We start from the raw sequence: 13,564 nt of genomic DNA on the forward strand, positions 1-13,564 counted from the left end.
CATAACTGACATTACGAGTTTATATACTCGCCAAAAGTAAATTGATATTTTCAGCCTAAAATAATTGTAAATTTTCTATTAATCGTTCCTTCTCTGTGCTATTAATACTAATCTAAGTAATTGTAGTGCTGCTGTTAATGCTGCTGCAACATAAGTAAGAGCCGCAGCTGTTAAAACTTTTCTACTTTGTCTCTTCTCACCTTCATCTACTATCCCAAGAGTTGCTAGCTGTGTTACCGCCCTACTTGAAGCATTAAATTCAACTGGTAGAGTCACTAATTGGAACAAAACTGTTAACGAAAAAAGAATTATACCAAATTTTAAAAACGGACCAGTTGTAATAAATCCTATTAATATCAAAATCCAAGAAATATTAGATGCAAAGTTAACCACCGGAACTAATGAACTTCTAATATTTAATGGCACATATCCGCGGGCATGTTGTATAGCGTGACCACACTCATGAGCCGCAACTGAAATCGAAGTTATCGAATTACCATAGTAAACATCTTGAGATAATCTCACAGTTTTTCTTCTAGGATCGTAGTGATCACTCAAATGTCCTCCTATTGGCTCAACGTTTACATTGTTTAAACCATTTACACTAAGTATTCTTTTAGCTACTTGCTCCCCAGTATATCCACTGTAAGCACGCACTTTTAAATATTTATTAGTAGTTGAACTAACTTTAAATTGAGCATACATAGTGAATAGTAAAGCTGGTATTAATATAACCATTGTTGGGTCTAATCCATAATACATTTTTATAACACTCTCCTAATGAATTTTAATCGATATTCACTGTGCTTAAAACCAAACGTTTCCCCTCAGAAACTTAATTGCATTTTCAACATCTTCTATATCTATACCAGTATTAAAACAAGGTCCATTTGGCCTTTTGTTAAATACCCCTAATACCGGCATTTTACTTACATCCTGAACACCTGATGTAAGATCTCTCTCACAAGCTACAGCAATAACTGCCTTTGGTTTATTATCTACTATTATTTTTCTAGCCAAAGTACCTCCTGTAGCAACAAACACTTTTACATTTTGTTTATTTTTTAATTCAACTAAGTCATTTACACTACAAAGACCACATCTATTGCAGTTATCTATATCATTAGTTATCTTTAATTTACATGAATTATTTTGAACACAGTGAGGTATAAGTATTATTATATCCTCTGCATCAAAATTATATTTACCACTGTATATATATTCATTGTTGAGCTTGATATATACCCTTCTCATTTCATCTTTCGATATTTTAAGCATAGAAGCTATATATGTAACAATAGGAAATAGTAAATTTACAATTTTAAAGTTGATTTTCATAATATTTGAGTTTACTTTTTTGTCCATTACAACGAAATAAGTGACAATCGTTGAAAAAACAATAATTCCCACGATAGTAACGAATAAAGCTATAAGTAATTTTGAAAATATATCGTTGTAACTAGTCACAAATAAATCTACAACTCCTACAAGAACACCAAGTAATATAATTAGAATACATATACTTGCTGAGTATTTCTTTATCTCAGTCATAATCTCACCTAGTCTAACACTACCCCAGTTTTTATTGTGTTACCTTTTATATATTCTCCAACTAATACTCTCTTTTTATTTGGCATTTGAATCTCTTCTAAAAGTATAATTTTATCCTTAGTACAGACTTTTATACCGTCTTTATTAACCTCAATTATCGTTCCAGGCTCTTTTGTACTGTCTTCTACAGTGATTTTAGTCTTCCAAACTTTCATCGTCTCGCCATCATAATTCGTATAAGCACTAGGCCAAGGATTCACCCCTCTTACTAAATTGTGTATTTCTTTAGCAGATTTAGAAAAATCTATTTTACCTAAGCTTTTATCCATTATTGGAGCATAAGATGACTCAGAATCTACTTGCTTAGCTCTCGGAGCATTGCCACTTTCTATCATATTTACTGTATCTTTAAGTAAGTCTGCTCCCAGGTACATTATCTTATCATGTAACTCGCCAGCAGTAATCTCATCATTTAAATCTATTTCTTTTTGTAAAATTATATCTCCTGTATCTAACCCTTCATCCATGTACATAGTAGAGACTCCAGTTTTTTCTTCTCCATTTATTATTACCCAGTTAATTGGTGCAGATCCTCTGTATTTTGGTAGTAGAGAAACGTGTACATTAACACATCCGTATTTAGGGATTTCTAATATCTCTTTTGGAAGTATTTGTCCATAAGCTACTACTATAATCAGATCCGGAGATAATACTCTTATCTCATTTATAAAATCCTCATCTCTAGCTCTCTTTGGCTGATAAACATTTATATCGTTCTTTACTGCAATCTCCTTTACAGGTGGCATAGCTAGTTTTTTCCCTCTACCTTTGGGTTTATCCGTACGAGTTACAACACCTACAATTTCGTGATTTTCTTCTATCAATTTTTCTAAACATGGGACTGCTATTTCTGGTGTTCCCATAAAAACAATCTTCATAAATATCAGCTCCTATTATTTTTCTATTTTATCTACAAATAAGACTCCTTCTAAATGGTCCGTCTCATGACAGAACGCCCTTGCTAAGAAGTCTTCAGCTTCGTACTCAACTTCGACTCCATCTCTATTAAGCCCTCTCACCTTAACATAGTTAGGTCTTTTAACTTCTCCTGATTCTCCATCAACACTTAAACATCCTTCAGAATCAATTTGTTCACCTGAAAACTCAATTATTTCAGGATTTATTAGTTCTATAAGGCCTTCTCCTATATCAATAACAATTATTCTTTTTAGAATCCCAACTTGTGGTGCCGCCAGACCTACACCCTCAGCTTCATACATTGTTTCTGCCATATCATCTAATAATTGTATTATTCTATCATCTATTTTTTCAACTTTTCTAGATTTTTTCCTTAGTACTTCTTCTCCTATTTGCGCAATTCTTCTAAGTGCCATCTTTCTTCCTCCTCTAAACTATATATAAAGTCGCTACATGTTTTTAAACACTTCAGCTCTAATTTTAAATAAAATTTATAAATAACTAAATATAATTAATTTAGCTATTAAATATACCACTACATAACTTTTATAGTATTGTATTTGGATTTATGTCAATTGAAACATTTACTTTTTTATCAAAGACAAAATCTCTCTTTGTAATGCATATATACTTTATTATACCCTTTAACAGATTAATTTCAATATTGTCATCTTTAAATAATATCTGCCATCTGTAATTTTGCTTAATTTTCGATATAGAACACGGATTTGGTCCTAATATAAAATCAAATTTATCTATGCCTCTTTCTTTTAGTAAATATACCAGCGAACTGTGTAAATTGTCGATACCCTTTTTTACAACAACTTCATTTTCACCGCTTACGACCACTCTCATCATATTACTGAAAGGTGTGTATCCAAATGCTTTTCTTATTTTTACTTCATCATTATAAAAACTTTCATAATCGTAGTTAATTGCATGTCTTATAGCGTAATGATCTGTATCATAAGTCTGAAGCACCACTTTTCCTTCTTTGTCTGACCTACCTGCCCTTCCTGAAACCTGTGTTATTAATTGAAAAGTAGTTTCAAAACTTTTAAAATCAGGAAAGTTTAAAATCATATCAGCAGATAAAATACCAACAAGGGTTACATTTTCAAAATCAAGACCCTTACTTAACATCTGAGTGCCAATTAATATATCCGCTTCCTTATCTTTGAATTTGTTCAGCATCTTTTCAAGTGAACCCTTTTTAGACGTAGTATCTTTGTCCATTCTAAGAGTTTTCACATCTGGTAGAATCGTTTTTAACTCTTCTTCTATCTTTTGTGTACCTGTTCCAAAAGGTTTTATATTCTCATTTCCGCACTCTGGGCATGTCTTAGGAATAGCAGTTTCGTAACCACAATAATGACATACTCCTGAATTATTATACTTGTGATAAGTCAAAGATATATCACAGTCATTACACTTAAAAACGTATCCACATTTTCTACAAGACACAAAATTAGCATACCCTCTTCTATTTAAAAATAATATCGCCTGATTACCATTTCTTATAGTTTTTTTAAGTTCACTTATAAGCTCATTACTAAATATACTTGTATTTCCAGCATCTAGCTCTTTCTTCATATCAACTACACCTATTTTAGGAAGAGGCTTATTGTTTGCTCTATTGTTTATTTCAATTAAATTGTATTCTCCTGACTTTGCTCTGTAATACTCCTCAACAGATGGCGTAGCAGACCCAAGTACTAAAGTAACATTATTTTTTATAGACATATACCTAGCAACTTCTATAGCACTAAATTTGGGATTGTTCTCAGCTTTATATGAAGTTTCATGAAATTCATCTATAATAATCGCTCCTAAATTATCAAAAGGTGCGAACAATGCAGATCTAGCTCCTATAAGTATTCTTACTTTACCAGCTTTTATAGCTTTGTATACATCGTGCCTCTCACCTTCAGATAACTTACTATGGTAAACTCCTACGATAGGACCAAATCTGTTTTTTAATCTTGCTATTGTCTGAGGTGTTAAAGATATCTCAGGAACTAGTAATATACTGCTTAGACCTTGGCTGAGTGCATGGTCTATTATTTCCATATATACTTCTGTTTTTCCACTTCCGGTTATTCCATGGATTAAGTAAGGTTTTTTATCATCAACAAACATCTCAGACGTAACTTTATTTACAGCATTTAGTTGTTCTTCATTTAAGTCAACTCTCTTGTGCTCTGATTTGAAATTAAAGTCAGGCTCCCTATAATAAGGCTTGAATTCTAATTTTAAAATTCCTTTTGTCCCTAATGTACTTATACTCTGTCTTGATACCCCGAGTAAGTCTATTAAATCATTTATCTCTACATCATCATTGTCACTTAAAAAATCAATTATCTTCTTCTGACTTTTTCCTATTCTTAGTTTGTTAGCTTCAGTATATTCATCAAGTTCATCATATTTGAAACAAAGCGATGCGTAGCATACCTTTTTTTCATTTTCTCTGTCATCATATTCCCAGATTAGTTTTATATACTCCTTTTTTTCAAGCCTATTTATTACGTTATTTATATTTTGTATATAGTTTAACTTATCGACCTTGACTTTTCCTTTACTATAAAATAGTTTTTTTACTATTTCTCTTTCGTCTTGTTTTAATTCTGCTAAAATTTCTTTCTCGAGGCTCGTTCCGATATATTTTAATTTATCTCCTCTTATGATAACCTTATAATTGTCAAGCTTATACCCCTTAGGATATATTAAGTTTATACAATCTATATAAGTGCACAAATATCTGTTTTTCATCCAGGTAACTAACTCTATATCTTCTTCTCTAAATATAGGACTTTCATCTAGTATTTCAACAATATCCTTAACTTTGAAACCTTCATCAAATTTATCAATTAGTTTGAAAACAAATGCTTCTACAGGTTTATTCCCTCTACCAAATGGAACAAGTACTCTGTGACCTACTTCTATTTTGCCATCAAAATAATCAGGGATTTGATATGTAAAAAGGTTATCAGTGTACGTAGAATTACTTCTAACAACAACCTCAACGTAACTAGCCAATTCTAATCCCTCTCCTTATACCTTTTTTATACCTAGTATTTATTTTACACCAAAAAAAGTAATCTATCTATGTATAGGCATATTTATTTTACCTAAAAAGACAGTTTGCAATATATTTTAAATATTATTGCCGCATTTTTAAATAAAAATCTTATAATTCATTGACCTTTAATTCCAAAAGCATATTTCTTGATATCTCCTAATAGAACATAAAAAAGCGATATAAATTCTTAAGTTGGAATTTATACCGCACAAATTTATTGCATATCTATAAAATATTTTTTACTTTATCTAAAATTATATTTGCAACTTCCTCTTTTTTCATCTTGGGATATTCTTCTATGCTACCTTTTTTATCTATTATCTTAACTATATTAGTATCAGCTTTAAAACCAGCACCTTTTTGAGTTAAATCGTTGGCTACAATAAAATCTAGATTCTTTTTAGTTATTTTACCCTTAGCGTGCTCAATTAAGTCGTTAGTCTCAGCTGCAAATGCAACTAAAACCTTGTCTTTCTTATTTTTTCCTATTTCGTATGCGATATCTTTATTTCTCCCTAAATTTATAACTAGATCATTGTCGCTTTTTTTTATTTTTTTATCTGAGTATTCATTTGGTCTATAATCAGCCACAGCAGCACTTTGAATAAATACTCTATTTTCATCGAAATTATCTACCATAGCTTCATATAATTCATCAGCTGATTCGATTTGGACATATTTTGATAGCCCGGTTGGAACTTTTAGATTTGTGGGACCTGATATTAAAGTTACATCAGCACCTCTTTTAGCCGCTTCTGATGCTATTGAGTAACCCATCTTACCAGTAGATCTATTCGATAAGAATCTTACCGGATCTATTCTCTCTACTGTAGGACCAGCAGTAACGACAATCTTTTGACCTTTTAGATCCTGCTCTACATTTAATAAATCTACAATCCTATCTAAAATAGTATCGACATTGGCAAGTTTACCTGCTCCTATATCTCCACATGCTAATCTTCCGCTATCTGGCTCCACAAAATTGTATCCACGACTTTGTAAAAACTCTATATTATTTTGTACAATAACATTTTCGTACATATTTGTATTCATAGCTGGAGCTATTAAAACTGGTGCTTTTGTTGCCATAACTGTAGTTGTAAGCATATCATCAGATATACCGTTTGCGATTTTTCCTATTATATTTGCAGTTGCTGGAACTATCAAAAATAAATCGGCTTTTTTAGCTAAAGATATATGTTCAACATCCCAAGTCTTTGGTTCTACGAACATATCTGATACTACATAGTTTTGGCTTAACGACTGAAACGTCAATGGCGAAACAAACTCCGCAGCAGCTTTCGTCATTATTACGTGAACATTTAAACCTATTTTTTTTAGTTTACTTACTAGATCACATGCTTTATATACTGCAATACCACCGCTTACTCCTAAAACAACAGTCTTACCATTTAACATATTACTCTTCTTCCCTTAAATGTTGATGTTGTTCTTCGTAATGTCTAGCTTCTTCTATTTCAATTTCTTCTTCAGTTAGTAATCTGTAAGTCATAAGTCCGTCGGCAACTTCTCTTGTAGCTACGCTTACTGGCTTTTCTCTATCTTTTGTCGGTACAAGCGGCTCTGCACCGTCGATTAAATTTCTAGATCTCTTTGCTACTGTTCCCACTAAGAAATATCTATTGTCAATTCTCTCAAGAACTTCGTTGATAGATGGTTTTAACATAATTATAATTCCTCCTTAAATTTCTCTAAAATAATATCTTTGTATCTTTTAACTCTATTTTTTTCACATGCTATTATATTTTCTATCTCTTTAACAGATGTGTCAATATCTTTATTAAATATAAAGTAGTCATAATCCTCTATTAGTTTGATTTCTTCAAAAGCACACCCAAATCTTTTCTCAATCTCTTCTTCAGTTTCAGTGCCCCTTCCCACTATTCTGTTTTTTAATTCTTCAAGTGAAGGCGGAAGAGTAAATATAAATACTCCATCAGGATAAACTTTTTTTACCTGCATCGCTCCTTGCATTTCTATCTCTAATAATACATCTTGTCCATTATTTAAGCTTTCTATAATAGTCGACTTAGGAGTTCCATAAAAATTATCATAAATTTGTGCATACTCTAAAAATTCATTAGCGGATATCAAGTCCTGAAACTTTTCTTTCTTCACAAAGTAATAATTAATTCCCTCTACCTCTCCAACTCTAGGTTTTCTAGTAGTAGCTGAAACTGAAAGCTTAATATCTTCATTTGCTTTAAGCAGCTCCTTACAAATCGTTCCTTTACCAGCACCTGATGGTCCTGATACAACTAGCAAAAGTCCCTTTCTCTTAAACATTTACTTAATTCCCTTCTAATTAAAACATTATATAACTAAATTATATCATTATTTTACTCAATATTTTGTATCTGTTCTCTAATTTTTTCTAATTCGCTTTTTACTTCTACTACTAAATTAGTAATATTTAAATCAGATGATTTAGAACCTATTGTATTTGTTTCTCTATTCATCTCTTGAATTAAAAAATCTATCTTTCTACCTATTGATTCATTTTTTATAACTGTCTTTTTTAATTGATCAATATGACTTTTAAATCTAACTATTTCCTCTGTGATACTACTCTTATCTGCGTATATTGCTACTTCTTGAGCTAATCTACTTTCATCTATTACACTCGGATCTTCCACTAAGTCACTTATTCTTGTATTAAGTTTTTCTCTGTAATCCTCAACAACTCTATCTGAGAATCCTTCTATTTCTTCGATGTATTTACTTAAATAATCACATCTCATTACTATATCTTCAGCTAGTTTGTTCCCTTCTTCTGTTCTCATCTCTTTTAGTCTGGTAAAAGACTCTTCAATAGCCTCGTTTAATTTTGACCAAATAAGATCTTCATCTTCTTCTTTTTCTTCTGTCGAAACCACATCAGGAAACTTAGCCACACTCATAACACTAATATCATCAGATAAATCGAATTTATCTTTTATTCTTTTTAGTATATCCACATACTGTGCAGCTAAATCTTCATCTAGTTTTAAACTTATATCTTCGTTTCCGATTACTTCAAATTTTATATAGATATCTGCCCTACCTCTTCTGATGTAGTTTTTTACAGAGTTTCTAACTTTTTCTTCTAAAAATAATATCTTTCTTGGCATTCTTATATTTATATCTGCATACTTATGATTTATAGTTTTACACTCAACTAAAAAGTAGTAATTGTCATCTTTATACTCGCCTCTTCCAAAGCCAGTCATACTAATAGCCATATTTAAACCTCCAGAAATCCTTCACATATTTTTACTGCAGGACCAGTCATATACAATGAGTCCTCTATATCTATCTTTACCGTTCCACCTTCAGAAGTTACATTTACACTTTTTTCTACTTTACCTAGATAGTTGCATACCATGGCTGACGCTGTCATACCCGTACCACAGCCTAGCGTATATCCACAACCTCTCTCCCAAGTTCTTACAGATATATTGTACTTATCTTCTACTTTTACGAAATTTACATTTGTCTTGTTAGGATACAGATTATTAACTTCTATTTCTTTTCCGTATTTTTTTGTAAAATCTACATCTAGTTCATCAACTAATATAACAGTGTGAGGTACACCCATGAGAATTGAGGTAGCTTTTAGCTTTCTACCTAAAATTTCAACTTCTTCCTCTACGAACATTTTCTTATCAGTAAGTACAGGAACATCATTAGCTAAAAAGCTTCCTATTCCCATATTTACCTTTATAGAATTTATATTTCCACTGTCTGTATTTAAAACTACATTTTTTATTCCATCAAGAGTAAATACACTGAATTCATCTTTTCTAAGTATACTATTGTCATACACATATTTACAGAAACATCTAAGTCCATTTCCACACATTTCTCCACGAGATCCGTCAGTATTATAGTATACCATTTCTATATCGGCCTTATCAGTATTTTTTACTATCAATAGACCATCTGCTCCGACTGAAAATCTTCTATTGCATACTTTTTTTGCAAGCATAGAATAATCTGCTTGATCTATTCCATCAAACCGTCCATCAATTGCAATAAAATCATTTCCTATTCCATGTAACTTCCAGAATTTCATAATATCGCTCCTTATTATAATTTATTCCTAATACTATATTATACCTCTTGTACAAGCATATTAACAGTAATAATTGCAAAATATTACATATACTCAAGTCTAAATATAAGTTTCTATTTCCTACTGTTTTTAGTATAATTAGTTTATTGGCTATAAGCAATATGAAAGGAGTGAGTTTTATGGCTTTAGATGGCTTAGTTATACATTCTATCGTTGACGAATTATCATCAAAATTAGTTGGTGGAAAAGTTGATAAAATATCACAACCAGAAAACGATGAAATTATTTTAAATATAAGAAATAATCCAAACAACTATAAATTGGTGCTCAGTGCTAGTGCATCAAACCCAAGAGTTTACATCGCAAATAATTATAAAAAGCAAAACCCTAAAAAAGCACCTGTATTTTGTATGTTATTTAGAAAACACATACAGGGCGGTACTATTACAAAAGTTTCACAAATTGGATTTGAAAGAATAATAAAGATAAGCGTAGAATCTTTGGACGAACTAAAAGAAAAATCTACAAAAGATATTATTGTAGAAATAATGGGAAGACATAGCAATATAATTCTTGTACAATCTGAAAACAGTAAAATTTTCGATTCTGCAAAGAGAGTTCCAGTGAGTGTAAGTAGAGTACGCCAAATACTACCCGGACTTACTTATGAGCTTCCACCTGCACAGGATAAAATCAATCCACTTGATAAATTAAGTAGTGAAGTTTTTATAGAAAATATTAAAACATATGATGGCCCTGTTTTCAAAGGTATTTATACTAAATTTTTAGGTATAAGTCCAATTATTGCCAAGGAAATTTGCTTTAGATCTAGTGTAGACCCTAAAATAAATACCTTTGATTTAACAGACGAGGACATCTCAAGATTGTATATTGAATTCGAAAAACTCTTTAAGGATATATCTAAAAATAATTTTCATCCTTCAATAATTGTGGATAGAAGTATAGATAAGTATTTAGATTTTAGTTGTGTCAATTTAACAATATACAAAGATTTAGATTCAATTTATAATGAAAGTGTATCTGAAATCCTTGAAAACTACTACCAAACTAGGGATGTAAAAGATAGAATCCATCAACGTGCATCCGACCTTAGAAAAAGTATTACTATTAAGCTCGATAGACTTTATAATAAACAAAAAAAACAACATGAAGAACTTTTAGAATCAGAACATGCTGATGAATTTAAGTTAAAAGGTGAACTTTTAACCGCCTATATATATATGATAAAAAAAGGTATGAAAGAGATTGAAGTTCAGAACTTTTACACCTCCGATTACTCGAATATAAAAATTTCTCTAAATGAAAATCTTACACCATCTGAAAATAGTCAGAAGTACTTTAAAAAGTACAACAAACTTAAAACAGCTAAAAAAGAAATAACTCATCAAATGGATATAAATGAAGAGGAAATAGATTATCTAGAAAACATACTTCTAAGTATAGATAACTGTGAAAATATGGATGAACTACAGGATATACGAGAAGAGTTGGTAAAACTTGGATATGCAAAAGTTCAGGGAAAAGCTAAACCTAAAAAAGAGACTACTCTTACTACAATGCCACATAAATTTTTATCATCCGATGGAACTACTATTTTTGTTGGAAAAAATAACAAGCAAAACGATCATTTAACTCTTAGAATCGCTGACTACGATGATATCTGGTTGCATACTAAAAATATCCCTGGTTCACATGTTATTATTAAATGTGCAGGTACAGAAGTAAGTGATGAAACAATCTACGAAGGAGCTATGCTAGCTGCTTATTTTAGTAAGTCAAAGATGTCGTCAAAAGTACCAGTGGATTACACTAAAAAGAAAAATGTAAAAAAACCAAGTGGATCAAAACCCGGAATGGTCATTTATGAGACAAATAGTACTATATATGTAACACCAACTGAAGAAATGGTTGCAAAATTAAAACCAAAAGATGATTAAAAGTAATTAACTGCTTAAAATCAGAAGGGATAGTCTAGAGACTGTCCCTTCTATTTTTATTTCAAATTGATTTTAAAATGAATCTAAAATTCAATTTGACTACATTTAATGGCTTTAGTTAATATTTTTCAAATTATTAAGCTTTTTTACGAGATCACTATATTCATCTTCAAGTTTTTCTTTAATTTTTTCATCATTTTCTATTGATATTTTAGAAATTAAATAACTTAATTTATTTTGAAGAATTAATATCTCGTCGCTATGTTTATCTTGACTTATAAAGTCTTCCTTAGTTTTTTCATTGTTTTTAATTTTAACTTCAAAACTAGAATTATGAACTTCAATTTTCTTATTTTTTATCTCGAGTATAGTATCACATGTATGAGAAATAAAATCTCTATCATGAGATACTATAAGTATAGTTTTATTTGTACTTTTTAAAGCTTTTTCTAATGCTTCAATAGATATTATATCAAGATAATTTGTGGGTTCATCCAATACCAAAAAGTTGTTGTCCTCCAATATAATCTTACATAAAGATACCTTAACCTTTTCCCCACCACTTAACTTTTCAACTTTTTTATAAATATCATCTTTTGAAAATCCAAATAAATTTAAATTTATTCTTATAAAAGTTTCATCATAGGACGACTTTGATTTAATATTTTCTAAAATACTTTCTTTTTCGTCTAAAATCTTCTGTTCCTGATCAAAAAATCCTATTACAACTCTTGGATTTATCTTTAAATTTTCATTATTGTTTTTTACAATTTCTTTTAACAGAGTTGTTTTTCCCGAACCATTCTCCCCAATAAGCGCTACTTTACTGTCCCTTTTAATTTTAAACGATGTTTGATCTAGTAATCTTTTTCCATCTGTATCTAAATACAAATCTCTTACTTCTAAAATATTTTTTCCAATGACCTCCATACCGTCTTTTATAATAATTTTTATTTCTTTATCTTCAGTTGGTTTATGCTTGACTTCAAGATGCTCTATTCTACTTTGAATCGCTTTTAAACTATTGTCTATTTTTTTCTTTTGCTGTTGTCCTCCCATTTTATGAAGTCTTGCTTCAGAATTTCCCATTCTCTTTGGAGTTTTTTTGATTTTTTTACTCATATTTGACTTTCCTAAAATAGCTTTTTCTAGTCTATTTTTTTCATTTATATAACTTTGATACTCAAATTGCTCTCTGTCTTTTTCTAATTCTTTTTGATGCAAATACTCTGAATAGTTGCCATTATAAATCTTTAATTTTCCACCTTTAAGTTCGGCAATTTTATTACATAATTTATTTAAAAATCCTCTATCATGAGAAACTAAAATCATTGCTCCCTTAAAGTTTTTCAACATATCTTCAAGAACTGTTACACTCTTTGTATCTATATTTGCAGTAGGTTCATCTGCTATAATAAGTTTGCAATCAACTTTTAGGGCTTGAGCAATCTTTAGCTTAGTTTTTTCACCGCCTGAAAGAGTTTCTCTAAAATTATTTGGAGCATTTAATAAGCTCTTTACTTTACTATCTTCACAAATATCAAAATCATTATCCAGTTGAGAAATATAGGAATAGCTGTTATCTAAATATATTCTTCCTTCATCTATTTCTATTTCACCAATAACCGACTTTAAAAGAGTACTCTTACCTTCACCATTAGCTCCAACTAATCCTATTCTATCGCCTTCAAAAACTTTGAAAGTATCTATATCTAAAATAATTCTATCACCATAACTTTTTTTTAAGTTATTTATACTTAATAACAAAAAAATCCCTCCTTATCGATACTTAAATATAAAGAGAGATACACCAAAAAAGGGTACACAAACTAAGCTATTATGAAATAACTTACTCTCCTTAATTTAAGCATCACAAAATCTAATCTATACAAGTAGATTTTAAAATTTATATGCTTTAAATTA

At 30.4% G+C, this 13,564-nt stretch carries 12 protein-coding genes; 1 reads left to right on the top strand and 11 read right to left on the bottom strand.

Translation table 11 applies throughout. From position 1 onward, the window contains the following. Positions 1 to 78: 78 nt before the first annotated feature. The 10 genes from KQI18_RS02665 to dapF form a co-directional block, all read right to left on the bottom strand. Complete coding sequence (locus KQI18_RS02665; RefSeq protein ID WP_216466091.1) at positions 79 to 762, bottom strand: zinc metallopeptidase; 684 nt, start codon at positions 760 to 762, stop codon at positions 79 to 81. 45 nt (positions 763 to 807) lie between these two features. Further along, on the bottom strand, positions 808 to 1,551 hold the full coding sequence (locus KQI18_RS02670) for a DUF116 domain-containing protein (RefSeq protein WP_216466092.1): 744 nt from the start codon (positions 1,549 to 1,551) through the stop codon (positions 808 to 810). 8 nt (positions 1,552 to 1,559) lie between these two features. After that, positions 1,560 to 2,489: a methionyl-tRNA formyltransferase gene (fmt, locus tag KQI18_RS02675; RefSeq protein WP_216466093.1), complete on the bottom strand. Its 930-nt coding sequence runs from the start codon at positions 2,487 to 2,489 to the stop codon at positions 1,560 to 1,562. A gap of 15 nt (positions 2,490 to 2,504) precedes the next feature. After that, the gene (gene def, locus KQI18_RS02680) at positions 2,505 to 2,945 is read right to left on the bottom strand and encodes a peptide deformylase (RefSeq protein WP_216466094.1); all 441 of its coding nucleotides are present in this window, start codon (positions 2,943 to 2,945) and stop codon (positions 2,505 to 2,507) included. Positions 2,946 to 3,075: 130 nt separating this feature from the next. Further along, entirely contained in the window at positions 3,076 to 5,565 is a 2,490-nt protein-coding gene (priA, locus tag KQI18_RS02685; RefSeq protein ID WP_216466095.1) for a primosomal protein N', read from the bottom strand. A gap of 268 nt (positions 5,566 to 5,833) precedes the next feature. Beyond that, positions 5,834 to 7,027, bottom strand: coding sequence for a bifunctional phosphopantothenoylcysteine decarboxylase/phosphopantothenate--cysteine ligase CoaBC (coaBC, locus tag KQI18_RS02690; RefSeq protein ID WP_216466096.1), 1,194 nt, complete (start codon positions 7,025 to 7,027; stop codon positions 5,834 to 5,836). Position 7,028: 1 nt separating this feature from the next. Beyond that, positions 7,029 to 7,295, bottom strand: coding sequence for a DNA-directed RNA polymerase subunit omega (rpoZ, locus tag KQI18_RS02695; RefSeq protein ID WP_216466097.1), 267 nt, complete (start codon positions 7,293 to 7,295; stop codon positions 7,029 to 7,031). Positions 7,296 to 7,297: 2 nt separating this feature from the next. Beyond that, positions 7,298 to 7,915: a guanylate kinase gene (gene gmk / locus KQI18_RS02700; RefSeq protein WP_216466098.1), complete on the bottom strand. Its 618-nt coding sequence runs from the start codon at positions 7,913 to 7,915 to the stop codon at positions 7,298 to 7,300. A gap of 53 nt (positions 7,916 to 7,968) precedes the next feature. After that, positions 7,969 to 8,850 (bottom strand): YicC/YloC family endoribonuclease, encoded by an 882-nt coding sequence (locus KQI18_RS02705; protein ID WP_216466099.1) that lies wholly within the window; start codon positions 8,848 to 8,850, stop codon positions 7,969 to 7,971. Between the two features lie 2 nt (positions 8,851 to 8,852). Then, entirely contained in the window at positions 8,853 to 9,683 is an 831-nt protein-coding gene (dapF, locus tag KQI18_RS02710; protein WP_216466100.1) for a diaminopimelate epimerase, read from the bottom strand. Between the two features lie 179 nt (positions 9,684 to 9,862). Here dapF and KQI18_RS02715 point away from each other — a divergent pair, with 179 nt between their 5' ends. Further along, on the top strand, positions 9,863 to 11,641 hold the full coding sequence (locus tag KQI18_RS02715) for an Rqc2 family fibronectin-binding protein (protein ID WP_216466101.1): 1,779 nt from the start codon (positions 9,863 to 9,865) through the stop codon (positions 11,639 to 11,641). Positions 11,642 to 11,755: 114 nt separating this feature from the next. Here the strand turns inward: KQI18_RS02715 and cplR are convergent, their stop codons facing one another. Beyond that, entirely contained in the window at positions 11,756 to 13,408 is a 1,653-nt protein-coding gene (gene cplR / locus KQI18_RS02720; RefSeq protein WP_216466102.1) for an ABC-F type ribosomal protection protein CplR, read from the bottom strand. Positions 13,409 to 13,564: the final 156 nt, after the last annotated feature.

Source organism: Metaclostridioides mangenotii (genome assembly GCF_018917235.1).
Taxonomy (GTDB): domain Bacteria; phylum Bacillota; class Clostridia; order Peptostreptococcales; family Peptostreptococcaceae; genus Metaclostridioides.

What these genes read in the sequence shown, in the direction of transcription:
- coaBC (WP_216466096.1), bottom strand. Translation starts at nt 7,027, where the DNA reads ATGTTAAATGGTAAGACTGTTGTTTTAGGAGTAAGCGGTGGTATTGCA.
- dapF (WP_216466100.1), bottom strand. Translation starts at nt 9,683, where the DNA reads ATGAAATTCTGGAAGTTACATGGAATAGGAAATGATTTTATTGCAATT.
- gmk (WP_216466098.1), bottom strand. Translation starts at nt 7,915, where the DNA reads ATGTTTAAGAGAAAGGGACTTTTGCTAGTTGTATCAGGACCATCAGGT.
- KQI18_RS02715 (WP_216466101.1), top strand. Translation starts at nt 9,863, where the DNA reads ATGGCTTTAGATGGCTTAGTTATACATTCTATCGTTGACGAATTATCA.
- KQI18_RS02665 (WP_216466091.1), bottom strand. Translation starts at nt 762, where the DNA reads ATGTATTATGGATTAGACCCAACAATGGTTATATTAATACCAGCTTTA.
- KQI18_RS02705 (WP_216466099.1), bottom strand. Translation starts at nt 8,850, where the DNA reads ATGGCTATTAGTATGACTGGCTTTGGAAGAGGCGAGTATAAAGATGAC.
- def (WP_216466094.1), bottom strand. Translation starts at nt 2,945, where the DNA reads ATGGCACTTAGAAGAATTGCGCAAATAGGAGAAGAAGTACTAAGGAAA.
- fmt (WP_216466093.1), bottom strand. Translation starts at nt 2,489, where the DNA reads ATGAAGATTGTTTTTATGGGAACACCAGAAATAGCAGTCCCATGTTTA.
- KQI18_RS02670 (WP_216466092.1), bottom strand. Translation starts at nt 1,551, where the DNA reads ATGACTGAGATAAAGAAATACTCAGCAAGTATATGTATTCTAATTATA.
- rpoZ (WP_216466097.1), bottom strand. Translation starts at nt 7,295, where the DNA reads ATGTTAAAACCATCTATCAACGAAGTTCTTGAGAGAATTGACAATAGA.